General features: G+C 72.6%; 21 protein-coding genes, 1 pseudogene and 1 riboswitch. Of the genes and pseudogenes, 14 read left to right on the forward strand and 8 right to left on the reverse strand.

The genetic code is table 11. The annotated features are described in order from the left end of the window. The first annotated feature begins 144 nt into the window (after positions 1–144). The 6 genes from AB0761_RS21075 (at position 145) to AB0761_RS21100 (ending at position 6,305) form a co-directional block, all read left to right on the forward strand. Complete coding sequence (locus AB0761_RS21075; RefSeq protein ID WP_377274237.1) at positions 145–933, forward strand: ABC transporter permease; 789 nt, start codon at positions 145–147, stop codon at positions 931–933. Beyond that, on the forward strand, positions 930–1,973 hold the full coding sequence (locus tag AB0761_RS21080; protein WP_377270646.1) for an ABC transporter ATP-binding protein: 1,044 nt from the start codon (positions 930–932) through the stop codon (positions 1,971–1,973). The genes AB0761_RS21075 and AB0761_RS21080 overlap by 4 nt, the downstream gene beginning before the upstream one ends. 171 nt (positions 1,974–2,144) lie before the next feature. After that, positions 2,145–3,554, forward strand: a complete 1,410-nt coding sequence (locus AB0761_RS21085; protein WP_377270647.1) for a family 2B encapsulin nanocompartment shell protein — start codon at positions 2,145–2,147, stop codon at positions 3,552–3,554. Between the two features lie 78 nt (positions 3,555–3,632). Beyond that, entirely contained in the window at positions 3,633–4,673 is a 1,041-nt protein-coding gene (locus AB0761_RS21090) for a family 2 encapsulin nanocompartment cargo protein polyprenyl transferase (RefSeq protein ID WP_377270648.1), read from the forward strand. Positions 4,674–4,761: 88 nt separating this feature from the next. Next, positions 4,762–5,391 carry a hypothetical protein gene (locus tag AB0761_RS21095; RefSeq protein WP_377270650.1) on the forward strand — a complete coding sequence of 210 codons (630 nt, stop codon included), beginning with the start codon at positions 4,762–4,764 and terminating at the stop codon, positions 5,389–5,391. 113 nt (positions 5,392–5,504) lie between these two features. After that, positions 5,505–6,305, forward strand: coding sequence for a 4'-phosphopantetheinyl transferase family protein (locus AB0761_RS21100; protein ID WP_377270651.1), 801 nt, complete (start codon positions 5,505–5,507; stop codon positions 6,303–6,305). Between the two features lie 42 nt (positions 6,306–6,347). Here AB0761_RS21100 and AB0761_RS21105 read toward each other — a convergent pair whose 3' ends face one another. The 3 genes from AB0761_RS21105 to AB0761_RS21115 form a co-directional block, all read right to left on the reverse strand. Next, positions 6,348–6,887 carry a GNAT family N-acetyltransferase gene (locus AB0761_RS21105; RefSeq protein ID WP_377270652.1) on the reverse strand — a complete coding sequence of 180 codons (540 nt, stop codon included), beginning with the start codon at positions 6,885–6,887 and terminating at the stop codon, positions 6,348–6,350. Between the two features lie 56 nt (positions 6,888–6,943). After that, positions 6,944–7,519 carry a TerD family protein gene (locus AB0761_RS21110; protein ID WP_377270653.1) on the reverse strand — a complete coding sequence of 192 codons (576 nt, stop codon included), beginning with the start codon at positions 7,517–7,519 and terminating at the stop codon, positions 6,944–6,946. A 261-nt stretch (positions 7,520–7,780) separates the two neighbouring features. After that, entirely contained in the window at positions 7,781–8,266 is a 486-nt protein-coding gene (locus AB0761_RS21115; protein ID WP_377270654.1) for a hypothetical protein, read from the reverse strand. A 67-nt stretch (positions 8,267–8,333) separates the two neighbouring features. Between AB0761_RS21115 and arfB the strand changes: the two are divergent. Then, positions 8,334–8,770, forward strand: a pseudogene (gene arfB / locus AB0761_RS21120) (alternative ribosome rescue aminoacyl-tRNA hydrolase ArfB). 343 nt (positions 8,771–9,113) lie between these two features. On the opposite strand, the gene AB0761_RS21125 reads toward arfB, so the two are convergent. Continuing rightward, positions 9,114–9,665 (reverse strand): flavin reductase family protein, encoded by a 552-nt coding sequence (locus AB0761_RS21125; protein WP_377270655.1) that lies wholly within the window; start codon positions 9,663–9,665, stop codon positions 9,114–9,116. Between the two features lie 482 nt (positions 9,666–10,147). Here AB0761_RS21125 and AB0761_RS21130 point away from each other — a divergent pair, with 482 nt between their 5' ends. Both AB0761_RS21130 and AB0761_RS21135 read left to right on the forward strand, forming a co-directional pair. Beyond that, the gene (locus tag AB0761_RS21130) at positions 10,148–11,935 is read left to right on the forward strand and encodes a diguanylate cyclase domain-containing protein (RefSeq protein WP_377270656.1); all 1,788 of its coding nucleotides are present in this window, start codon (positions 10,148–10,150) and stop codon (positions 11,933–11,935) included. Positions 11,936–12,264: 329 nt separating this feature from the next. Next, positions 12,265–13,212, forward strand: a complete 948-nt coding sequence (locus AB0761_RS21135) for a carbohydrate-binding protein (protein WP_377270657.1) — start codon at positions 12,265–12,267, stop codon at positions 13,210–13,212. 130 nt (positions 13,213–13,342) lie between these two features. On the opposite strand, the gene nagA is transcribed toward AB0761_RS21135, so the two are convergent. Beyond that, entirely contained in the window at positions 13,343–14,506 is a 1,164-nt protein-coding gene (gene nagA / locus AB0761_RS21140) for an N-acetylglucosamine-6-phosphate deacetylase (RefSeq protein ID WP_377274239.1), read from the reverse strand. 107 nt (positions 14,507–14,613) lie between these two features. Next, the gene (locus AB0761_RS21145; protein ID WP_377270658.1) at positions 14,614–15,546 is read right to left on the reverse strand and encodes an ROK family protein; all 933 of its coding nucleotides are present in this window, start codon (positions 15,544–15,546) and stop codon (positions 14,614–14,616) included. A 266-nt stretch (positions 15,547–15,812) separates the two neighbouring features. Here AB0761_RS21145 and AB0761_RS21150 point away from each other — a divergent pair, with 266 nt between their 5' ends. The 5 genes from AB0761_RS21150 (at position 15,813) to otsB (ending at position 20,251) form a co-directional block, all read left to right on the forward strand. Continuing rightward, positions 15,813–17,087 (forward strand): extracellular solute-binding protein, encoded by a 1,275-nt coding sequence (locus AB0761_RS21150; RefSeq protein ID WP_377270659.1) that lies wholly within the window; start codon positions 15,813–15,815, stop codon positions 17,085–17,087. 61 nt (positions 17,088–17,148) lie between these two features. Next, positions 17,149–18,039, forward strand: a complete 891-nt coding sequence (locus AB0761_RS21155) for a carbohydrate ABC transporter permease (protein WP_377270660.1) — start codon at positions 17,149–17,151, stop codon at positions 18,037–18,039. Next, positions 18,036–18,926, forward strand: coding sequence for a carbohydrate ABC transporter permease (locus tag AB0761_RS21160; RefSeq protein WP_377270661.1), 891 nt, complete (start codon positions 18,036–18,038; stop codon positions 18,924–18,926). The genes AB0761_RS21155 and AB0761_RS21160 overlap by 4 nt, the downstream gene beginning before the upstream one ends. Before the next feature lie 170 nt (positions 18,927–19,096). Beyond that, on the forward strand, positions 19,097–19,327 hold the full coding sequence (locus tag AB0761_RS21165) for a DUF3263 domain-containing protein (RefSeq protein WP_377270662.1): 231 nt from the start codon (positions 19,097–19,099) through the stop codon (positions 19,325–19,327). Between the two features lie 72 nt (positions 19,328–19,399). After that, the gene (gene otsB / locus AB0761_RS21170) at positions 19,400–20,251 is read left to right on the forward strand and encodes a trehalose-phosphatase (RefSeq protein WP_377270663.1); all 852 of its coding nucleotides are present in this window, start codon (positions 19,400–19,402) and stop codon (positions 20,249–20,251) included. A 52-nt stretch (positions 20,252–20,303) separates the two neighbouring features. Here the strand turns inward: otsB and AB0761_RS21175 are convergent, their stop codons facing one another. Further along, the gene (locus tag AB0761_RS21175; protein ID WP_377270664.1) at positions 20,304–21,791 is read right to left on the reverse strand and encodes a trehalose-6-phosphate synthase; all 1,488 of its coding nucleotides are present in this window, start codon (positions 21,789–21,791) and stop codon (positions 20,304–20,306) included. Between the two features lie 41 nt (positions 21,792–21,832). Further along, on the reverse strand, positions 21,833–22,837 hold the full coding sequence (locus AB0761_RS21180; RefSeq protein WP_377270665.1) for a glucosyl-3-phosphoglycerate synthase: 1,005 nt from the start codon (positions 22,835–22,837) through the stop codon (positions 21,833–21,835). 165 nt (positions 22,838–23,002) lie between these two features. Next, a riboswitch (SAM riboswitch) is annotated at positions 23,003–23,143 on the forward strand. Positions 23,144–23,148: the final 5 nt, after the last annotated feature.

Below are 23,148 nucleotides of genomic sequence, written 5' to 3' on the forward strand. Positions count from 1 at the left end.
TCCGGCCCGTCGCAATCGGATCCCGTGGCGCCGGGCCCCGTGGCGCCGGGCCCTGCGGAGCCCGGCGCTGCGAACCTCGATGCTGTGAACCCCGGTCCTGTGAACCCCGAACCGCTGAAGGGTGCTCCGCCCCGAGTCCGCCGGATGCGCTCCCGGGTGCCGCCGCTGCCGCTGCTGCTGCCCGCCCTCTTCGCCCTGGCCTTCCTGGTGCTGCCGCTGGTCGGCCTGCTGGTGCGGGCCCCCTGGCGGGATCTGCCGCACCGGCTGACCAGCGCCGAGGTGTGGCAGGCACTGCGGCTCTCGCTGTTCACCGCGACCGCCGCCACCGCGGTGGTCCTGGTGCTGGGGGTGCCGCTGGCCTGGCTGCTGGCCCGCACCGAGTTCCCCGGACGCCGGCTGGTACGGGCCCTGGTGACACTGCCGCTGGTGCTGCCGCCAGTGGTGGGCGGCGTGGCGCTGCTGCTGGCGCTGGGCCGCAACGGCGTGGTGGGGCGCTGGCTGGACTCGGCGTTCGGCATCACCCTGCCCTTCACCACGGCGGGGGTGGTCGTCGCGGAGGCGTTTGTGGCGATGCCCTTCCTGGTGATCAGCGTCGAGGGCACGCTGCGGGCTGCGGACTCCCGGTACGAGGAGGCCGCGGCGACCCTGGGTGCCTCGCGCTTCACCGCCTTCCGCCGGGTCACCCTGCCGATGATCGCGCCGGGCGTGGCGGCCGGGGCGGTCCTCGCCTGGGCGCGTGCGCTGGGTGAGTTCGGAGCCACCATCACCTTCGCGGGCAACTTCCCCGGCCGCACCCAGACCATGCCGCTGGCCGTCTATCTCGCCCTGCAGAACGACCCGGAGGCGGCCATCGCGCTGAGCCTGGTGCTGCTGGCCGTCTCGGTCGCGGTGCTGGCCGGACTGCGCGACCGCTGGACGGCGGCCGCCTCGTGAACGACGGCCTCAACGCGCATCTCGTCGTCGAACGCGGCGCCTTCCGGCTGGACCTGGAGCTGGCAGCCCGACCCGGCGAGGTGGTGGCCCTGCTGGGCCCCAACGGCGCGGGCAAGACCACCGCACTGCGGGCCCTGGCCGGACTCTCCCCGCTCACCGCCGGGCGGCTGCTGCTGGACGGCGAGCCCCTGGAGCGGCTGCCGCCGGAGCGCCGGCCGGTCGGCGTGGTCTTCCAGGACTATCTGCTCTTCCCGCATCTGAGCGCGCTGGACAATGTCGCCTTCGGCCCCCGGTGCCGGGGGGTGTCCAAGGCCGAGGCCCGCACCCGGGCCGCCGAGCTGCTGGACCGCATGGGCCTGGCCGGGCAGGCGTCCGTCCGTCCCCGGCGGCTGTCCGGCGGACAGGCCCAGCGGGTCGCCCTGGCCCGGGCGCTGGCCACCAGGCCGCGGCTGCTGCTGCTGGACGAGCCGCTGGCCGCGCTGGACGCCCGCACCCGGCTGGAGGTCCGGGCCCAGCTCCGCCGTCATCTGGCCGATTTTGAGGCGGTGGCGGTCCTGGTCACCCATGACCCGCTGGACGCCATGGTGCTGGCCGACCGGCTGGTGGTCGTCGAGCACGGCCGTGCCGTGCAGGAGGGCACCCCGGCCGAGATCGCCCGCCGTCCGCGGACCGACTACATCGCCCACCTGGTGGGGCTGAACCTCTACGAGGGGCGTGCGGAAGGCCATCTGGTGCACCTGGACGGCGGTCCCGTCGTCACCGCCGACCGGGAACTGGCCGGCCGGGCGTTCCTCACTTTTCCACCGAGTGCCGTCACCCTGTACCGGGACCGCCCCGCCGGTACCAGTGCCCGCAATCTGTGGCGCTGTGAGATTGCGGGTCTGGAAACCCGCGGCGACCGCATCAGAGTGGACCTGACCGGTGAGCTCCCGCTGGCCGCGGACCTCACCGCCGTCGCGGCGGCCGACCTCGACCTGCACCTGGGCACCACGGTCTGGGCTTCCGTCAAGGCCGCCCAGACCCATGCCTATCCGGCTTGAAACTCGAATTCCCGGACTTTTTCCGGCACTGCTGTCATTCATGTGGGTGGCCGGCCGGGAAGGTCATTTCATGTGATTCAGTTTGCACCCGTTCGTGTGATGGTTTGTGGGCGATTCGATGTGCACCATTGATCCCGCAGGCCAACATCATCGTTCTGGGGAGGGCATTGAATGTCGGTCGAAACGGCTGAGGATGCGGCGGCGCAGGACGGGCGGTCGCAGCTGAGCCTGAGTACGGCGGCGGCCAGGAACCTGGCGTCGACGACCAAGTCCGTACCGCAGATGCAGGAGATCAGCTCCCGCTGGCTGCTGCGGATGCTGCCGTGGACGCAGGTGTCCGGCGGCACCTACCGGGTGAACCGGCGGCTCAGCTACACGGTGGGCGACGGACGGGTCACCTTTGTGCAGACCGGCGCGCAGGTGGCGGTGGTGCCCGCCGAGCTGGGCGAGCTCCCGGTGCTGCGCGGCTTCTCCCACGACGGGGTCCTCCAGGATCTGGCGGGCCGTTTCGAGCAGCTGGAGGTGGGGGCCGGCGAGGTGCTGGCCGAGGCCGGCCGGCTGATCGACCGGGTGGTCCTGATCGCCCATGGCAAGATCACCAAAACCGGCGCGGGCGCCTACGGCGAATCCACCGCGCTCGGGGTCCTCGCCGACGGCGACCACTTCGGCGGCCACGTCCTGGAGAACGCCGACGAGCGCTGGGCCTACACCGCCACCACGGCCACCGCCTGCACCCTGCTGGTCCTGCCGCGCGCCGAGCTGGCTGCGCTGGCGGAGCGCTCACCGGAGCTGCGCAACCACCTGGCCGAGGCCGCCGCGGACCGCCCGGCGCGCAACAAGTTCGGCGAGAAGGCGATCGAGCTCTCCGCCGGCCACCACGGAGAGGTGCAGCTGCCCGGCACCTTCGTGGACTACGAGCCCACGCCGCGGGAGTACGAGCTGAGCGTGGCGCAGACCGTGCTGCGGGTGCACACCCGGGTGGCGGACCTGTACAACCACCCGCACGACCAGGTCGAGCAGCAGTTGCGGCTGACCATCGAGGCGCTGCGCGAGCGCCAGGAGTACGAGCTGGTCAACAACCGGGAGTTCGGCCTGCTGCACAACGCCGACTACGCGCAGCGGATCCAGCCGCACTCCGGGCCGCCGACGCCGGACGACCTGGACGAGCTGCTCTCCCGGCGGCGTGGGTCGCGGTTCTTCCTGGCCCATCCACGGGCCATCGCCGCCTTCGGGAGGGAGTGCAACCGCCGCGGGCTCTACCCCGGCAGCACCGAGGTGCTCGGCCAGATGGTGCCCTCCTGGCGAGGGGTGCCCATCCTCCCCTGCAACAAGATCCCCGTCAGTGAGGCCCGCACCAGCTCGATCATGGTCCTGCGTACCGGTGAGGACGAGCAGGGTGTGATCGGACTGCACCAGACCGGCCTCCCCGACGAGTACCAGCCGAGCCTCTCGGTGCGGTTCATGGGGATCAACGACCAGGCCGTGCTGTCCTACCTGGTCAGCGCCTACTACTCGGCCGCGGTGCTGGTACCCGACGCCCTGGGAGTGCTGGAGAACGTCCAGGTCTCCCAGCGCGACTGAGGCACCGACATCCCGGCGGGCCGGCCGGCACCGCAGTGCCGGCCGGCCCGCCGCCCTGCCGTGGAGAGGGGACTGCCCATGGACAGCCGCACACTGCACCGGGAGAGCGACGAGGCATCGGAGGTCCTCGCCTGCGCCCGCCTGGCGGTCGACCCGGTGCTGCGTACGGCGGTGCACTCGCTGCCACCCGCGATGCGCCGGATCGCCGCCTACCACTTCGGCTGGGAGGAGGCCGACGGCACTCCGGCCCACGGTGACGCCGGCAAGGCGATCCGGCCGGCCCTGGTACTGGCCGCCACCCGGGCCCTCGGCGGACCCGCCGAGCAGGCCGTGAACGCCGCCGCCGCGGTGGAGCTGGTGCACAACTTCACCCTGCTGCACGACGATGTCATCGACCGCGACCGGACCCGCCGCCACCGGCCCACCGCCTGGTCCGTCTTCGGCTCCGCCGACGCCATTCTGGCCGGCGACGCGATGCACTCCCTGGCACTGCGCCTGCTCACCCGCGACCCGCACCCCGCCTCGGGCCCGGCCGCGGCCCGGCTTGCCGACTGCGTGATCGAGCTGTGCGAGGGCCAGCAGACGGACTGCGCCTTCGAGCGGCGCTCCCAGGTCACCCTGGCGGAGTGCCTGGCGATGGCGGAGGCCAAGACCGGGGCGCTGCTCGGCTGCGCCTGCGCGCTGGGCGCCCGCTACGCCGGGGCCGACGCCGACACGGTGGATGCGATGGACGCCTTCGGCCGCCGCACCGGGCTGGCCTTCCAGCTGATCGACGACCTCATCGGGATCTGGGGCGACCCGGAGACCACCGGCAAACCGGTCGGGTCCGATCTGGCGGCCCGCAAGAAGTCGCTGCCGGTCGTCTTCGCGCTGCAGTCCGGCACCGCCGCCGCGGAGGAGCTGGCGGCCCTCTACGACGGAGGCCGGCCCCTGGGGGAGGCGGAGCTGCGCAGGGCCGCGACGGCGGTGGAGCAGGCCGGCGGCCGCGACTGGGCGCAGGCCCAGGCATGCGACCGGATGGCAGCGGCGATGGACCATCTGGCCCGTGCCGTACCGGACCCGGCCGCGGCCGGGGATCTGCTGCTGCTGGCGGAACTGGTCACCCGCCGCAGCCGCTGAGGCCGGAGCACCGCAGGGCCGCAGCCCGGGGGACTGCGGCCCTGCGGGTCCACGGAGGAGTGTCACAGGCGGCTGGCAGAGTGGGGGTATGCGGGAGGAAGAGCGAGGCGCCGTCGAGCGCCTGATCGTGGTGGACGGTGAGCTGACGGGGCAGCTCGACCTGGTCGGGCGGTGCCTGCTGGCGCCGCTCGCCGATCCGGGCACGGCTGCCCACCGGCCGTCGCCCACCCTGCTGCCGGCGGATCCCACCGCCGTCCTGGGCGCACTGCAGCGGCTCACCGGGGCGGTGAGTGCCGCGGTGGCCCGCGGCCCACGGGTGTGGGCCCCCAACGGCCGCTGGGAGCACGCCGGGCTCCGCCTGGTGCGGCTGCCTCCGGCCGATGTGGACCTGCTCTACGCGGCCCTGCGGGAGCTCTCCGCAGCCATGGTCGCCCCGTCCGCCGACGCCGCCGGCGGCTCGCTGGCGCCGCTGCTGGCAGACCTCGCCGCCGCGGCGGGCCAGGCCCCGGCGGCACTGGTCGGCGCGCTGGCCAGAGTGCTGGCCGCCGTCGACCTGATGCCCGACGGGGACACCGCCCTGCTCACGGACGCCCTGCGGTCGGCCGACGGCGAGGACGTCCGCCTCACCACCGACGAGGAGGAGGCCTGGCAGCGGCTGGCCCACCGGGTGACCATGGTGCTCACCGAGTCGGTGCCGCTCCACCGCTTCCTCGGCTGAGCCCCGGTACCCGGGCTGAGGTCCGCTTCCGCGGTTGAGGCCGTCCGCGGCGGCGGCCGGTGCTCGCGGTACTCTGCCGCAGAGTGCGGTCACCGGGGGCGGGGAGCAGAGCAGTGGACGAGTACGGCGGCACGGGGACCGCGGCGGCCCTCCTCCCGGAGGCGGGCCACCGCCCGGCTGCCGGGGCGGTGGAGGTCAGGATGCTGCACGCCACCGCACCGGGCGAGGTCCGGGCGGCCGAGCAGCTGGCGGGCATCCTCTCCGCCGAGGAGCGCAAGCGCGCCGAAGGCTTTGTCCGAGCCGCCGACCGGGGCCTCTACCTGGTCTCCCATGTGGGTCTGCGACTGCTGCTCGGCGCCCAGCTGGGAGTGGCGCCCGGCTCCGTCGATCTGCGGCGCGCCCCCTGCCCGCTCTGCGCAGCCCTGCACGGCCGACCCGAGGTGGCCGCCGAACCCGAGCTGCACTTCTCGCTCTCCCATGCCGGGGAGTACGCGATGTGCGCCACGGCCGCCGTCCCCGTGGGGGCGGACCTGGAGGCCGCCGCCAACGCACCCGGTATCGAACTCGTCCCGACCACCCTCCACCCCGAGGAGCGCAGCGCTCTGGCGGCCCTCCCGGAGGAGCGGCAGGCGGAGGCCTTTCTGCACTGCTGGGTGCGGAAGGAGGCCTATCTCAAGGGTCTGGGCACCGGCCTCGGCATGGCCCCGGACACCGTGCGGGTGGGCCTGGGCCCGCAGCTCCAGCAGACACCGGAACCGCCGCTGGACGGCTGGTCGCTGGCCCCGGTGTCCGCGCCGCGGGGCTATGCGGCGGCGGTGGCGCTGCTCCACCCCGGGACGGTGGCGGTGACCGTGCGGCAGCTGTCGATCGCCGCCGTGGCGGAGTCGGGAGCAGCGGCCGGACTGTCCGGCTGAGGGGCGGTCACCGGTCCCTGTGCAGACCACGCAGGGGCGCTGTCACAGCTCCTTGTGCATGACCGCACAGGGGCGGCCGGCCTGCCGGTCGCGCCGCCGGTCGATCTCCCGGTAGCCCAGTGCACCCCAGAAGGCCGACGCCCCCGGGTTGTTCTCCAGGACGGCGAGCCGCACCGCCGGGCGGCCCTCGCCGCGCAGCCGGTCCTCGACGGCGTGGGCCAGGGCGCGGCCGTACCCGGTGCGGTGCAGCGCCGCGGAGACCATCAGCAGCCCGATCCAGGGGTGGCCGTCCTGCGGATGCTCCGCCAGCAGCGCGGCCAGCCCCACGATCGGGCCGTCCGGTCCCTGGCGGGCGAGCAGTACCTCGGCGCCCGGCACTGCGGCCTCCTCGCGGAGCGCAGCGGCCACCTGCCCCGGCAGCACCGCCTCGGGCCGCGGCCCGAACTCCCCGCTGAGCCGGTGGTAGGCGGCGTTGCCCGCATAGAGCCCGGTCAGCTCGGCGAGCACGGGGGAGCCGGCCGAGAGGTCGGACTCCCGCAGCGGCACGAGGGTGAGGGCGAGAGGACGGCCGGCGCTGGTCACACGGCCAGCGTAGAGGCCGCCGCCGCTCCGGGCGGCGACCCCTCGGCCGGCTGCGGTCAGACGTTGACGCCGAAGTCCTGGGCGATGCCGGAGAGGCCGGACGCATAGCCCTGGCCGATGGCGCGGAACTTCCACTCGGCGCCGTTGCGGTAGAGCTCGCCGAAGATCATCGCGGTCTCGGTGGCGGCGTCCTCGGTGAGGTCGTAGCGGGCGATCTCGGCGCCGCCGGCGGCGTTCAGCACCCGGATGTAGGCGTTGCGGACCTGGCCGAAGCTCTGGCTGCGGTTGACCGCGTCATAGATCGAGACGGGGAAGGTGATCCGCTCGACCTCGGCCGGCAGCCCGGCCAGGTTGACGTTGATCTGCTCGTCGTCGCCGCTGCCCTCACCGGTGCGGTTGTCACCGGTGTGGACGACGGTGCCGTCCGGGGACTGCCGGTTGTTGAAGAAGACGAAGTGGCCGTCGGAGACGACCTTGCCCGAGGCGTTGAGCACGATGGCGCTGGCGTCCAGGTCGAAGTCGGTTCCGGTGGTGGTCCGGAGGTCCCAGCCGAGGCCGACGGTGACGGCGGTCAGCCCCGGGGCCTCCTTGGTCAGCGAGACGTTGCCGCCCTTGGAGAGGCTCACAGGCATGGCGTGGTGTCCCTTCGTCAGTCATCAGGCCCGGTTGGTCCGGCGCAGGCCGCGGGGGTGGGCCGGGCCGATGGGGTCCGACGCTACCGCCGATCCCGGCGCCGAAGGCAATAACGCGGCAAAGGGGGCAGTCGGTTCCACCTCCTGCCGGACGACCGGTCCGCTCGGACCTGCGGGAACCGCTCGGGCCTGCGGAGTGCCGCCGGGGCCGGGTCAACTGCTCGGGCCTGCGGAGTGCCGCTCGGACCCGGGGAGTGTCGCTCAGACCCGCGGATACCGCGACTGCAGGGTCCAGACGGCGGGGTTGTCGCCGAGTCCGGGATGCAGATCGACCAGGTCGGCCAGCACATCCTGCAGGAAGTCCCGGGCCTCCCGGCGCAGCTCGGCATGGCGTACGGCGGCGGGCGGGCCGTCCACCCAGTCCGCATGGATCTCCACCCAGCCGAACCGGCGGGCGAAGCGCAGCAGCTCGGTGGATTCGGTGAAGTCCAGCTCGGAGGTCTGCACGGTCGCACTGCGGCTGCCGGCCGGGTCGGCGTCCAGGTGCTCCGCGATGTCGCAGAGCGCCCATGCGAAGTCCAGTACCGGCACCCAGCCCCAGGCGGTGGACAGGTCCTGGCCGTCCGCCTCCAGATACACATCACCGCAGAACAGGTCCCGGCGCAGCGCGCGGACGTCCGCGCTGCGATAGTCGGTCTGCGGGGGGTCGGGGAAGCGGGGCGACAGCGAGTAGCCGAGGTCGATCACCCGACCATTCTCGCGGGCCGCGGCGGTGGCCGATAACCGGGTGACCGGGCGGCGGCGACCCGGGATGATGGACGGCATGCCTGAGCCTGTACGCGTACGGGGTTCGGTGGTCATCCCCGACGCCGAGCTCCAGTGGCGCTTCTCCCGTTCCTCCGGCCCCGGTGGCCAGCACGTCAACACCTCCGACAGCCAGGTCGAGCTGCGCTGGGACCTGGTGGCCTCGGCCGCCCTCCCGCCGGTGCTGAAGGACCGGGCGCTGGCCAGGCTGGCCGGGCGGCTGGTGGACGACCGGTCGTGGTCGTCCGGGCCTCGGAGCACCGTTCCCAGTGGCGCAACCGGGAGGCTGCGGCGGCCCGGCTGGGCGTGCTGCTGGCGGAGGCCACCGCTCCGCCGCCCAAGGCGCGGCGGGCGACCCGGCCCTCCCGGGGCATGGTGGAGCGGCGCCTGGAGAACAAGCGGCGCCGCGCGGATCTCAAGCGGGGCCGCGGCCGCTGGGACGGCTGACGGCCCACTGCGGCACCGGCCGGGCGGCCCTCGGCCTTCTCGGCCTTCTCGGTCTCCTCAGGCACCGGACACCGCGGCCCGGTGCGCCCTGGGTCGGGCCGTCCCGCCGGGCATCCGGGTGGTGCGGCGCCTGGAGAACAAGCGGCGCCGCGCGGATCTCAAGCGGGGCCGCGGCCGCTGGGACGGCTGACGGCCCACTGCGGCACCGGCCGGGCGGCCCTCGGCCTTCTCGGCCTTCTCGGTCTCCTCAGGCACCGGACACCGCGGCCCGGTGCGCCCTGGGTCGGGCCGTCCCGCCGGGCATCCGGGTGGTGCGGCCGGGCGCCGACGGCGCGGCGGTCCCTCAGCCGAGGGGCCGGTAGCCGCCGCGGAAGTAGAGCAGCGGGCGGGCGTCCGGCGCCGGGACACGGGCGGCCAGGACCCGTCCGATCAGCAAGGTGTGGTCCCCGGCGGCTATCCGCTGCTCGGTGCGGCACTCCACGGTGGCCAGTGCCCCCTCCACCAGCGGTGCGCCGCTGGCCTCGCCGCGCCGGTGCGCGGTGTCGGCGAAGAGCAGCCGGTCGCTGACGCGCCCCTTCATGGCGAAGCGGGAGGCGATGTGGCGGTGGCCGTCGTCGAGGACCGACACGGCCCAGCGGTCGACGCGGGAGAGCACCTCGTCCATCCGGGAGTCCTCGCGGACCGAGACAAGCACCAGAGGGGGCTCCAGGGAGACCGAGAGGAAGGCGGTGGCGGTCATGCCCACGTCCTCCCCGCGGGGCCCGTCCTCGGGGTCGTGCACGGTCAGCAGGACCACTCCGGCGGCCAGTCGGGAGAGCGCTGCCCGGAACTCGTCGGGGGTCGCCTCCAGCTGGTCCGTGCGAGTGGGGAAGGATCCCGGCTGCGGCTGTGTCACCCCTCCAGGATGGCGGGTCGGCGGATCCGCGGGAACAGCGGACGGGGCTTCCTGGGTGCGCTGCTGGGTGTTGTACACGTACCGCACGGTAGTGGGCGGGCGGGGGAGGCGGCATCGGGCCTCGGTCGTAGGACCTGCGGGACCTTGGTCCCAGGGGGTGTCGAGAGACAGATGGGTCGCCAGAGGCGGTCTGATCCTCAGAAGTGAAGGCAAACTGGCCTCAAAGCATGCTGGCAGCTTCAGAACTTGGAGGAGGGGGAGTCATCCTGTCGCGCTGCGGCGGGGGTTTCCGGACGCGTTGTCCGGATGTACTGGTTATGGATGTGTACCTGACGTGTGATTTGAGTCACAAGTGATGCTCTATCGCTGACCGAGCGTGCCGGGCGATGTGCTCCCTGTGATTCAGTTCTTCTGGCAATCGGACGATAACCATTCAAGAAGCAACCAAGGCGCTAGCAGTCGAGGACTGGGGGAGACCCCGCATGGAAGCCGAGTCGGAGCCTTATGTCCGCTTGGCGACCCTTCGCACCTTGCACAGGGTCGTGGCGGACCTCAATGCTGCCCGGAGCCTGGCCGGGACCCTCCAGGCCGTGGTCGAGGGCGCCGTCACCGGTATGGGCTTCGACGCCGCCGCGGTCAGCCTGACCCGTCCGGACGGCGACCTGGTGGTGGCGGCCGTCTGGGAGATGGAAGAGACCGAGTGCGGCGGCCCGGCCGTGCTGCTGGGCCAGGTCGGCTCCCGGGAGTCCTGGGAGCGGCTGCTCAATGTGGGCGACCACTGGGGCACGCTGCGCTTCGTCCCGTACGACCGCGGCTGGGCCGTCGGCCCTGACATCCCCAGCTGGACCGGTGACGGTCCGCTGCCGCGCGACGAGAACGACTGGCACCCGGCCGACGGGCTGCTGGCGCCGATGTACAGCCCGGGCGGGGAACTGCTGGGAGTGCTCTCGGTGGACCGCCCACGCAACGGCAAGCGGCCCGGCGCCTGGACCCGTGAGGCGCTGGAGATGTTCTCCCTGCAAGCCTCGATCGCTATCGGCAACGCACGTCTACGCGCGGAGATGCAGCGCGCCCTGGCCCGCCTGGAGAAGGAGCAGCAGGCCCTGCGGGCCAGCGAGGAGAGCTTCCGGCAGGCCTTCGAGTACGCCCCGAGCGGCATGGCCATCACCGAGCTGCACGGAATGCAGCGCGGCAAGCTCTCCCGGGTCAACGACGCCCTGTGCCGGCTGCTCGGGCGGCCGCGCGCGGTGCTGCGCCGGCAGAGCTTCGCCGATCTGGTGCACCCCGAGGACCGCGACCTGCTGGAGCGCACCAGTGCCGAGGGCGGCCGCGCCGAACTGCGGCTCTCCCGCCGGGACGGCGCCTATCTCTGGGTCTGCCTGCGCAACTCGGTGGTCGCCGACGCCGCCGAGGGCCCGCGCTTCCTGCTGACCCATGTCGAGGACATCGAGGACCGCAAGCGCCATGAGCTCCAGCTGGCCCACCGCGCCAGCCATGACGCACTCACCGGCCTGCCCAACGGCGCCGAACTGCGCACCAGGCTCAGCCGACGGCTGTGCAGCCTGCCGCAGGGCCCCGGCGGGGCGGCGGCGCACGGAGCCGCCCTGGGCGGGATGAACATCGCGCTGGGCGACAGTGTGGGGGCCGCCCTCGGGCTGGGGGCCGATTCGGAGCTGGAGACCGTCATCGGCGCCGATCTGGCCGTGCACGGGTACGGCGCCCCCGAGGGCAGCGACCCGCAGGTGTACGACCCCCACTACGGCTACGACCATGTGCACGCAGTGGTTCCTGACAGCGTTGTCGCGGACGAGCCCCATCAGGGCGGCCCGGCCAAGGGGCTGGCGGTGATCTTCTGCGATCTGGACGGCTTCAAGTCGATCAACGACCGCTTCGGCCACAACGCCGGGGACGCGGTGCTGGTCGAGGTCGCCCGGCGGTTGCAGCACGCCGTCCGCGAGGGCGACACGGTGGCCCGGCTGGGCGGTGACGAGTTCGTGGTGCTGGCCGACGGCATAGGCCGCGACGAGGCCAAGGACCTCGCGGGCCGGCTGCGGATGGCCATCATCCCGCCGATGCGGATCGACGGCAGGGCGATGCGGGTCGGGGTCAGCCTCGGGATCGGCTGGGCGGGTTGCGGGATGTCCATCGAGGAGGTCCTGCACACCGCGGATGAGCTGATGTACGTGGAGAAGCGGTCGCGCGGCGGTTCGTCACGGGGCGCCCGCGGCCCGCAGCACGGCGGTCCGCGCTCGCACCGCCGCGCCGGCTGACCCGGCGTCGGCCTCCGACTCGCCCGTCCCGGGAGCGCACCGGAGCGCCGCCGGGCCGGTGCGGGGAGCCACACTGTGTGTGGAGGCTGTCAAGGCTGGTCCAGAGGCTTTCCTTGTTGTCACCCGTCCGGGGTAGGGTGCCACGGGTACGGGTGTCCTACGTCGATCCGCGGCCGTGTGCCGTGACACAAACTGATCATGTGCTCATATCTGCCGCACCTGCCGTCCGCACGGCCGCCGCATGTCCGCCCGTCCTCGGGTGAACCATGCGGACCCGGAGTGCGTAGTAACAGCGGTGAGGCGTACTGCAGTGGGGAGTTGACGACCGCATGACGGCCGGCAGCAACGGTGTACCCGAGGACGACGACCCGTTCGCCTACCTCTACCGCCCGGCGGGCGGCGACGCGGGCGGCCCCGGCGTGGACAGCGGCGCCCCGACGGCTGTCCAGCAGCCCGGTGTGCCCCGCACCTCCTACACCCAGCCGACCCAGGTCGGCCGCGCCCAGTACGGCCAGCGGCCCCCGGCGCAGCCCGGCTACGGCCCGACCGTGCCGCCGCAGCAGGCCCCGTACGCCCAGCACTCCCGCCCCCAGTCCGGTGCCGAGGAGTACCCCGGCCACGGCGGCCGGGCGGCCTCCCGCGGGGCGGGCGGCCGCGGCAGCAGCAGCCGGGCGGTGATCTTCGGTGCGGTCGCGGTGGTCGCCGCCATCGCGATCGGCGTCAGTGTGGCCTTCATGGGCGGCGACAAGAAGGACGTCAAGACCGGTGCGGCAGGTTCGTCCTCCGGCGCCACCACCGGTTCCTCGAGCGACAGCTCGGCCTCGCCGAGCGACTCGGCCCCGCCCAGCGCCGCCGCCACCCCGGTGGCCGACGTGTCGTCACTCCAGGTGCAGAACGGCGCCGAGGCGACCGGCGTGGAGGGGACGAAGTCCTCGGACGGCAAGTATGTGACGCTCCAGCAGGGCACCACCCTGACCTGGAACATCACCGCCCCCTCGGCGGGCCCGATGGCGTTCTGGGTGCACTACGACAACCCGGCCGCGGACGCCCGTGCCACCGTCACGGTCAACGGCAAGCCGCACCCCAACGGCATAAACCTCAAGAACTACGCCGGCTCCAACGACCCGGCGAAGGCATGGGTCTCCTCCTATGTCTGGCCCACCTTCAAGGCAGGCCCCAACACCGTCGTGCTCACCTGTGACAACCCGGCCTGCGCCGGACTGCTGGTGGACCGGGTGGCGCTCACCCCCACGAGCGCCAAGGCCTTCCCCGGCTGAGCCGGGGCATGCGCGAGGGGCCCGCGGACGGCAAGCCGTCGGCGGGCCCCAGGCATGTCCGGGGTCTGTGCCGGCCCACTCGGGGTCGGCCCACCTGGGGTCAGCCCACCCGGGGTCAGCCCACTCGGGGTCAGCCCACCCGGGCCGGGGTGAGCCGGTCGGCGCCGACGACCCACTCGCCGCGGCGCATCACCGCGACCAGGTCCAGGGTGTCGGAGTCCAGCACCACCAGGTCGGCCCGCTTGCCGGCCTCCAGGGAGCCGATCTCGTCGGAGAGCCCCAGCAGCGCCGCGGGGTTGCCGGAGAGGGTCTGCACGGCGTCGTCCAGCGAGAGCCCGGTGACGGTGACCGCGCGCTTGAAGGCGACGTCCAGGGTGAGGGTGGAGCCGGCGATGGAACCGCCCTCGACCAGGCGGGCGACGCCCTCCTCCACCCGGACCTGCAGCGGGCCCAGCGGGTAGAGGCCGTCGCCCATCCCGGCCGCCCCCATGGCGTCGGTGATCAGGGCGACCCGGGAGGTTCCGGCCGCGGTGAGGGCCAGCTCCAGTACCGAGGGGTGGAGGTGGACGCCGTCGTTGACCAGCTCCACCGTCACCCGCTCGTCCTCCAGCAGGGCCACGATCGGCCCCGGCTCCCGGTGGTGGATCGCGGGCATGGCGTTGAAGAGGTGGGTGGCGACCGTGGCACCCGCGTCGATCGCCTGCAGCACGGTGGCGTGGTCGGCGTCGGTGTGGCCGACCGCGGCGATCACCCCCAGGTCGGCCAGCAGCCGCACCGACTCCAGGCCGCCGGGAAGTTCGGGGGCCAGGGTGAGCATCCGGGCGGTGCCGCGGGCGGCCTCGACCAGCCTGCGGACCACTGCCGGGTCCGGGTCGCGCAGCAGGTCGGGCCGGTGGGCCCCGCACCGCTGCCGGGAGATGAAGGGTCCCTCGAAGTGGATTCCGGCCAGTACGCCGTCCTCCACCAGCTCGGAGAGCACGGCGGCCTGCCGGCACACCTCGTCGATCTCGCCGGTGACCGTGGAGGCCATGGTGGTCGTGGTGCCGTGCTGCAGATGGGTGCGGGCGGCCTTGAGGGCCTCCTCGGCCACACCCGAGGCGTAGGAGGCGCCGCCGCCGCCGTGCACATGGATGTCCACAAAGCCGGGAACCACCGTGCGGCCCGCCAGATCGAGCGCTCCCGGCACGGCGGCCGGGCCGGCCGGCCCCGCCGCGGCGATGCGGTCGCGTTCCACGGCCAGCACACCGTTCTCGACGATGCCGGTGGGCAGTACCAGCCGGGCGCCGGCCAGCACGGTGCGGTTGTCGCCCGGTCCGGTGGGCCCCGGTCCGGTGAGCTCCGGTCCGGTGGGCCCCGGTCCGGTGGGCCCTGGTCCGATGTGCCCCGGTCCGATGTGCGCGGTCAAGCGGTCACCTCCGTGGAGAGCAGGTCCCAGGCGAGCAGGCCGGCGCCCAGGCAGGCGGCGGTGTCCTTGAGCGTCGCCGGTACGAGCGCCGGGGGCCTCTGGAACGTGAGGCGTTCCGCGACCGCGGCGTTCAGTGGTGTGAAGAGGGTGTCCCCGGCCTCGGCCAGCCCGCCGCCGACGATCACGGTCGAGGGGTCCAGCAGGCTCTGGCAGAGCACGATGCCGTCGGCGAGGGCTTCCACCGCCGTCTGCCAGACGGCTGCGGCGGCGGCGTCGCCGGCCCGGACGGCGCGGGCGCAGTCGGCGGCGTCCGCGGCGGGGTCGCCGCTGGCCGCGGACCAGGCGCGGGTGATGGCGGAGGCGGATGCCAGGGTCTCCAGGCAGCCGCGGGCACCGCAGCCGCACTCCGGTCCGCCGGGGCGCACCACGACATGGCCGATCTCGCCGCCGTAGCCGTGCGCCCCCGCCTCGATCCGGCCGTCGATGCCGATGGCGCCGGCGATCCCGGTGCCCAGTGCGATGAAGACAAAGCGGTCGACCCCGCGGCCGGCGCCGATCCGGCCCTCGGCGAGCCCGCCGGAGCGGACGTCATGGCCGAGGGCGACCGGTGCGCCGTCGAGCCGCTCCGTCAGCAGCCGGCGCAGCGGGACGTCCCGCCAGCCCAGGTTGGCCGAGAAGACGGCGACGCCGTCCTGCTCGTCGATGGTCCCCGGTACGGCGACCCCGGCGGCGGCGGGCGGTTCGCCGAAGCGGGCCCGGCCCTCTTCCGCGAGCTCGGCGGCGAAGCCGAGGATGGCCTCGACGACTGCGTCGGGGCCGTGCTCCCGGCCGGTGGGGCGGCGCGCCTCGTGGAGCGGCGTGCCGTCCTGGGCGACCAGCGCTGCCTTCATGCCGGTGCCGCCCACATCAAGTGCAAGGACGTGCTTCACGGGGACAGTGTGTCCTGATGGTGGGCAGAGGTCTAGTCCAGTCCGTCGATTGGTCTGGTCCAGATCACCGTGGGTGAACCACTCGGGGCAGCGGGTGGACCATTGGAGATTTGGGCTGTATGTCCGAAACGGCGTTGCGCAGGATGCAATGAAGCTCAGCGATTCGATAACTGGTGTAGACCTCTCCGCCCCACGGGGGCACGCTGGCCGACACACCGGGCCCGGCCAGGACAACGGGTCCGCAGCGCAAAAAAGGCGGTAGTTGCATGAACCGGCGTGTGCTCAGCCTCTCGGCGATCTGTGCGGTCGGCGCGCTCGCGCTCACGGCCTGCGGCAGCAACGGGGGAGGTGGCGGCAAGTCGGCCGACGGTTCGGTCACCCTCAAGCTGGTCGCCGCCGACTACGGCGACAAGGCCACCAACGCCTCCAAGCTCTACTGGGACGATGTCGCCAAGGGTTTTGAGGCGGCCAACCCGAAGATCAAGATCGATGTCCAGGTGATCAACTGGAACGACATCGACACGCAGGTCAAGACGATGATCCAGAGCGGCAACGTGCCGGACATCCTGCAGACCGGCGGTTACGCCGACAAGGTCGCCGACGACCTGCTCTACAAGGCCACCGACGTGCTCTCGCCGGCCACCCAGTCGAACTTCATCGACTCCTTCTCCAAGGCCGGCCAGGTCGACGGCACCCAGTACGGCATCCCGTTCGTCTCCTCCGCCCGCGCGTTCTTCTACAACAAGACGATCTTCAGCAAGGCCGGTATCGCCGCGCCGCCCACGACCTGGGACGAGGTCAAGGCGGACGCCCAGATCATCAAGTCCAAGAAGCTCGCGGCCACCCCCTACGCCCTCCCGCTGGGCCCGGAGGAGGCCCAGGGCGAGTCCATGATCTGGGAGCTGGGCAACGGCGGCGGCTACACCGACGACTCCGGCAAGTACACCATCAACAGCCAGGCGAACATCGACACCTTCAGCTGGCTGAAGAGCAACCTGGTCGACCCGGGCCTCACTTACGCCAACCCGGCCACCACCGACCGCAAGACCGCCTTCGCGGACTTCGCCGCGGGCAAGGTCGGCATGCTCAACGGCCACCCCTCGCTGATCCAGATGGCCAAGGACGGCAAGGTCGACTACGGGGTCGCCCCGATCCCCGGCAAGACCGGCCCGCTGACCTCCACCCTCGGTGTCGCCGACTGGATGATGGCGTTCAAGAAGAACGGCCACCAGGCCGAGATCAAGAAGTTCCTCGACTTCGCGTTCTCCAAGGAGAGCACCCTGAAGTTCGACGAGGAGTACAACCTCATGCCGGTCACCAAGGACACCCTCCAGGAGATGACCAGCAGCGGCAAGCACAAGGACCTGGAGCCGTTCTTCTCCCTGCTGCCGGGCGCCAAGTTCTATCCGCTGGGCGACACCACCTGGGACGCCGTCTCCGCCGAGATCAAGAAGAGCGGCGGCACCGCGGTGAAGGACGACCCGGCGCAGGTGCTGGGTGCGCTCCAGAAGAAGGCCGAGGACGCGGTCGCCAACAAGTAGTCCGCCCATCCGGTGCCGGCCGGCCACGCCGCCGGCCGGCACCCTCCTCGGGAGTCCCACCGTGACCCACAAGTCCCGCTCAGGCCTCGCCAGGCTCGGTCCGCTGCCGTGGATCGGCCCGGCTGTGCTGCTGATCCTGGTCGTGGTCGTCTGGCCCGTCTACGAGATGGTCCGCACCTCCTTTCTGAAGATCAGCACCAGCGGTTTCGTCCGCGGCTCGGCCGGCACCGACAAGTACCAGAAGCTCTTCGACGAACCCGACTTCGGCCATGTCCTCACCTGGACGGTGATCTGGACGCTCACCGTGGTCGGGCTGACCATCCTGATCTCGCTCGGCCTGGCCCAGCTGTTCAACCAGCAGTTCCCCGGCCGCCGGATCACCCGCTGGGCACTGATCGCCCCGTGGGCCGCCTCGGTGCTGATGACCTCCATCGGCTTCAAGTGGATGCTCAACCAGACCGCCGGCGTGCTCAACACCGCGATGACCGACCTCGGTCTGATCGACAAGCCCGAGGACTGGCTGGGGGACCCCTCCACCGCCTGGCCGTGGATGATCTTCGTGGCGGTCTTTGTCTCGCTGCCCTTCACCACCTACACCCTGCTGGCCGGACTGCAGACCGTCCCCGGTGAGGTCTACGAGGCGGCGAAGGTCGACGGCACCTCCACCTGGCAGACCTATCTGCGGATCACCCTGCCGCTGCTGCGGCCCGCGCTGCTGGTCGGCGTGGTGATCAACCTGATCAATGTCTTCAACTCGTTCCCCGTCATCTGGGGCATGACCCAGGGCGGTCCGGCCAGCGACACCGCCACCACCACGGTCTTCATGTACCAGCTGCTCAACACCGACATGGGCGAGTCCGCCGCGCTGTCGGTGGTGAACTTCGCGCTGGTGGTGGTCATGGTGCTGCTCTTCCTCAAGGTCAGCCGCTGGAACCAGGAGGAGGGCCGATGAGCGCCGTACAGACCGTGACCGCACCCCGGCGCCCCGGCGCCCCCTCGGCGGCCGCCGCCGCGCGGCGCCGGACCGTCAGGCCCCGCACGGTCATCGTCGCCGGTCTGGCCTGGCTGCTGGCGGCGGTCTTCGTGCTGCCGTACGTGGAGATGGTGATCACTTCCCTGCGGCCGGCCGACGAGCTGCGGGACGCCACCTATCTGCCCAAGCACTTCCAGTGGTCCAACCTGATCGACGTCTGGCGGGAGTCCAACCTCGGCGACAACCTGCGGGTCACCCTGCTGGTCGCCGGCGGTTCCACGCTGCTGGTGCTGCTGGTGGCGCTGCCCGCCGCGTACTACACCGCCCGGATCAAGTTCCGCGGCCGCACCCTCTTCCTGCTGCTGGTGCTGGTCACCCAGATGTTCCAGCCGACCTCGCTGCTGGTGGGTCTGTACCGCGAGTTCTACCAGTTCGGAATGCTCAACTCGGTCTGGACGCTGATTCTCTGCAACGGTGCCTTCAACCTGGCCTTCGCCATCTGGATCCTCACCGCCTACATCGGCTCCATCCCGGTGGAGCTGGAGGAGGCCGGGATGATCGACGGGCTGGGCCGGGTGGGCGCGCTGGTCAGGGTCACCCTGCCGCTGGCGCTGCCCGGGGTGGTCACCGCGGTGATCTTCACCTTCATCGCGGCCTGGAACGAGTTCGTGATGGGACTCACCCTCTCCACGGTGCCGCAGAGCCAGCCGCTCACGGTCGGCATCAACAACTTCATCGGCAACTACACCGTGCAGTGGAACTACCTCTTCGCCGGGTCCGTGGTCGCCATCGTGCCGGTGGTGATCCTCTTCGCCTTCATCGAACGCCATGTGGTCTCCGGCCTCACCGCCGGATCGGTCAAGTGACCTGACGCCGCACCACAGACCGTGCCGCCCCGGGCCGACCCCCGGGGCGGCACGCCGCCGTTCCCGCCCGCCCGCGGCCGGGGCCCGGCCCCGCCGCCCGGCCGCCGACATGTCGGGGCGGCCGGGCAGAATGGAAGGCCGCGCCGAAGGACCGGAAGGGGGCCCCGGGGATGGAACAGCAGCTCGACGAGCGCGAGCGCGTGATCCTGGCCCTCGAAGGGCGCTACTGGCGCACCCCGGGAGCCAAGGAGCAGGCGATCCGGGAGCAGCTGGGACTCTCCCCCACCCGCTACTACCAGCTGCTCGGCGGTCTGCTGGACCGCCCGGAGGCGCTCGCCCACGCACCTGTGCTGGTGAACCGGCTGCGGCGGCTGCGCGAGGCGCGGCGCGGCCGGCGCTGACCCCTCCGGACCCGCCCCGCGGGCATTCCCGACCGGGCGTGCGGCGGGCTGCACCCGGGTAGGGTCGCCGACATGGGCATCCCCGAGCCGACCACTCCCGCCGGAGCGGAGGGTCTCGCCGCACTCGTCGCGGACCCCGCGCACTCCGTCATCGCCCTCGACTTCGACGGCACCCTGGCCCCCATCGTCCCCGACCCCGACCAGGCCCGCGCCCATCCCGGCGTGGTGCCCGCACTGGCCCGGCTGGCCCCGCAACTCGCTGCGGTCGCGGTGGTCACCGGCCGCCCCGCCGGGGTGGCCGTGCGGTACGGCGGCTTCGCCGGCGTGCCCGGACTGGAGCACCTGGTGGTCCTCGGCCACTACGGAGCGGAACGCTGGGACGCGGTCACCGGTGAGGTGCGCGCCCCGCACATCCACCCGGGGGTGGCGGCGGTCCGCGCCGAACTGCCCGGCTTCCTGGACCGGATCGGCGCCTGGGAGGGCACCTGGGTCGAGGACAAGGGCCGCGCCGTGGCCGTCCACACCCGCCGTACCGAGGACCCGGACACCGCACTGGAGCAGCTCCGCGCCCCGCTGCTGGAACTCGCCGCCCGGCACGGCCTGATGGGCGAGCCCGGCCGGATGGTGCTGGAGCTGCGGCCCCCGGGGGTCGACAAGGGCGTGGCACTGACCGAGTTCCTCCAGGAGCGCAAGGCGGACTCGGTGCTCTACGCCGGCGACGACCTGGGCGACCTGGCGGCGTACGACGCCGTGCAGCAGCTGCGTTCCGAGGGCGTGCCGGGCCTGCTGGTCTGCAGCGCGGCCCGGGGCGAGGAGCCGGTGCGACGGCTGGAGGAGCGCGCCGACGTGGTGGTGGACGGCCCCGAGGGCGTGGTCGCCCTGCTGGACGCCCTCGCCGACAAGGTGGGGGCTCCCCGCCCCTGACCGGGAGCGGGGAGCCGAGCCATCGGGCGGCCCCGGGCCGGGGCCGCCCTCGTCAGCCCAGGGCGTGCAGCTGGTCGAGGAACCACTGCTGGGGCGGCAGGGCGGTGGCGGCGGCGGCCAGGCGCTTGCAGCGGTCGGTGCGGTCCGCGGTGGGCATGGTGAGGGCCTGGTGGAGGGCCTCGGCGGTGGCGATCACGTCGTACGGGTTGACGGTGATCGCGTCCTCGCCGAGCTCCGCATGGGCCCCGGCCTCGCGGGACAGCACCAGGGCGCAGCCGTGGTCGGAGACCACCGGGATCTCCTTGGCGACCAGGTTCATCCCGTCGCGGATGGGGTTGACCAGTGCCACGTCGGCCAGCCGGTAGGCCGCCAGCGACCGCGGGAAGTCGTCCTGGACGTGCAGCATCAGCGGCTGCCACCGCTCCGTGCCGAACTCGTCGTTGATCTCCTTGGCGACCCGCTGCACCGCCGCCGTGTACTCCCGGTACTCCGGCAGGTCGTGCCGCGAGGGGTAGGCGAAGGCGACATGGACCACCCGGTCGTGCCACTCGGGCCGGGTGCGCAGCAGATGCCGGTACGCCAGCAGTCCGCGGACGATGTTCTTGGACAGCTCGGTGCGGTCCACCCGCACCACCACCCGGCGGTCGCCGACCGCCTCGCGCAGCGCGGCCAGCCGGGACTCGACGTCCGCCCGGTGGGACCGTTCCCGCAGGAAGTCGGCGTCGGCGCCCAGGCCGTGCACCCCGAGCCGGGTGGTGCGGCCGCGGTGGGTGACCAGGAGGTCGCCGCCGGCGGGGCGCTCGACCGCGGCGCCCAGCACCGAGACACAGCAGTCGGCGAAGGCCTCCGCCCAGCGGCGGGTGAGGAAGCCGGCCCGGTCGGCCCCGAGGATGCCGGTGAGGACGTCGCCGGCCACGTCGTCGGGCAGCATCCGGTAGTACTCCGGAGGGGCCCACGGGGTGTGGGAGAAGTGCCCGATCCGCAGGTCGGGACGGCGTTCCCGGAGCAGTTCCGGGACCAGCGTCAGGTGGTAGTCCTGGACCAGCACCGCGGCGCCCGGGGCGGCCTCCTCGGCCAGTGCGTCGGCGAAGGCGGTGTTGTAGGCCTCGTAGGAGACCCATTCCTTGCGGAACCGGTCGTCGAAGTCGGGTTGTACCGGCGTGTTGTACAGCAGATGGTGGACGAACCAGAGGGTGGAGTTGGCGATGCCGTTGTAGGCGCGGGCGAAGGTGCCGGGGTCGATCTCCAGCATGCGGATGTGCTGGCCCCCGGTGTCGTGGCCGGCCCGGTCGAGGCGGCCGGAGGGAGCCTGGCGGGCCGCGGTGCGGTCGCCCTCGGTGAGGGCCGCGCAGACCCAGACGGCGTCCGGGTCGTCGATCGCGGAGAGTCCGGAGACGAGCCCGCCGCCGCCGCGCCTGAGCGACAGGGCCCCGTCGTCCTCGACGGTGAAGGACAGCGGCCCTCTGTTGGAGGCGACGAGTATGGGCGCGCTGCCGTGCGCGGGGGCGTGGAGATCGGGATGTGCTTCGGTCTCGGCCATGCCCCGTACCTTGCCGGGACGATCTCCCGGCAAACCAGCCACTACACCGCGCGGTGGGACCGGTACTCCGGGACGTCGGCCATCGGGGGCCGCTCCAGCGCCGCCACCTCATGGGTGTGGGGGGTGAAAGCGCCCGCCTCGCCGTCCGCGGTCGCCGCAGTTCGGCCGAACTGTGTGAGCAGCGGCCGCACCAGGTCGTCGTCGGCCTTGAGCCGGCCGGTGCGCACCAGCCGCTCCAGTGCGGTGCGGTAGATGGTGGCCGCCATCCGGCCGAGGGCCAGCCCGTCCTGGTGGCGGTGGTGGCGTACGCCGACGTCCACCTGGGCCAGCGCGTCCAGGCCCGCCTCGTCCAGTGCGTCCACCAGCAGACCCAGCTCCACGCCGTAGCCGGTGGGGAAGTGCAGCCGCTCCAGCAGCGAACGGCGTGCCGCGTACTCGCCGCCCAGCGGTTGCACGAATCCGGCCAGCTGCGGCCAGTGCAGATTGAGCAGCGGCCGGGCCATCAGCTCGGTCACCCGGCCGCCGCCGGTGGGCACCACCGCCCCCTCGGTCTCCAGCGGGCGGTCGTACATCGCCTTCACCAGCTGGATGGCGGGGTCGGTGAGCAGCGGGCCTACGATGCCGGAGACGAAGTCGGCCGAGAACTCCCGCAGGTCGGCGTCGACAAAGCAGACGATCTCGCCACCGGTCACCAGCAGCGACCGCCACAGCACCTCGCCCTTGCCGGGTACCGCCGGCACCCGCGGCAGTATCGCGTCACGGTGCACCACCCGGGCGCCCGCGTCGGCCGCCACCGCGGCGGTGCGGTCGGTGGAGCCGGAGTCCAGCACCACCAGTTCGTCGACCAGCGGCACCCGGTCCATCAGCTCCCGGCGGATCACCGAGACGATCCCGCCGACCGTCGACTCCTCGTCCAGGGCGGGCAGCACCACGCTGACGGTGCCCGCCGGCCCCGCCGCCTCCTTGGCCGCACACAGGATGTGCAGCGGACGGTCGGCGACGGTCCAGGACCGGCGCCGCAGCCAGTCCTCCACCTCGTCGAGCACGGGGGTCTCTCCTGTCGCCGGTCGTCTCAAGGATGCTGTGATCCATCTCGCGTGGCGGACGCCTCCCTCCGGGGAAGGGTCCGTCGGTTACAGTCTTACAAGCGGTACGACCATCGCATGCCGGGGTCGGACGCGGACAAACGCACCCCGTGAGGGGCGCCACAGAGCTCATCCAGAGGGACTGAGGGAACGGCCCGATGAAGTCCCGGCAACCCTCCACCGGCTTCGTACTCCCATTCGCGAGGCCCCGGTGGCCAAGGTGCCAATTCCGTCCTGTGGCGAAAAGCGCCACGGGGAAGATGAGGAGAGAG

This window comes from Peterkaempfera podocarpi, assembly GCF_042466665.1.
Taxonomy (GTDB): Bacteria; Actinomycetota; Actinomycetes; order Streptomycetales; family Streptomycetaceae; genus Peterkaempfera; species Peterkaempfera podocarpi.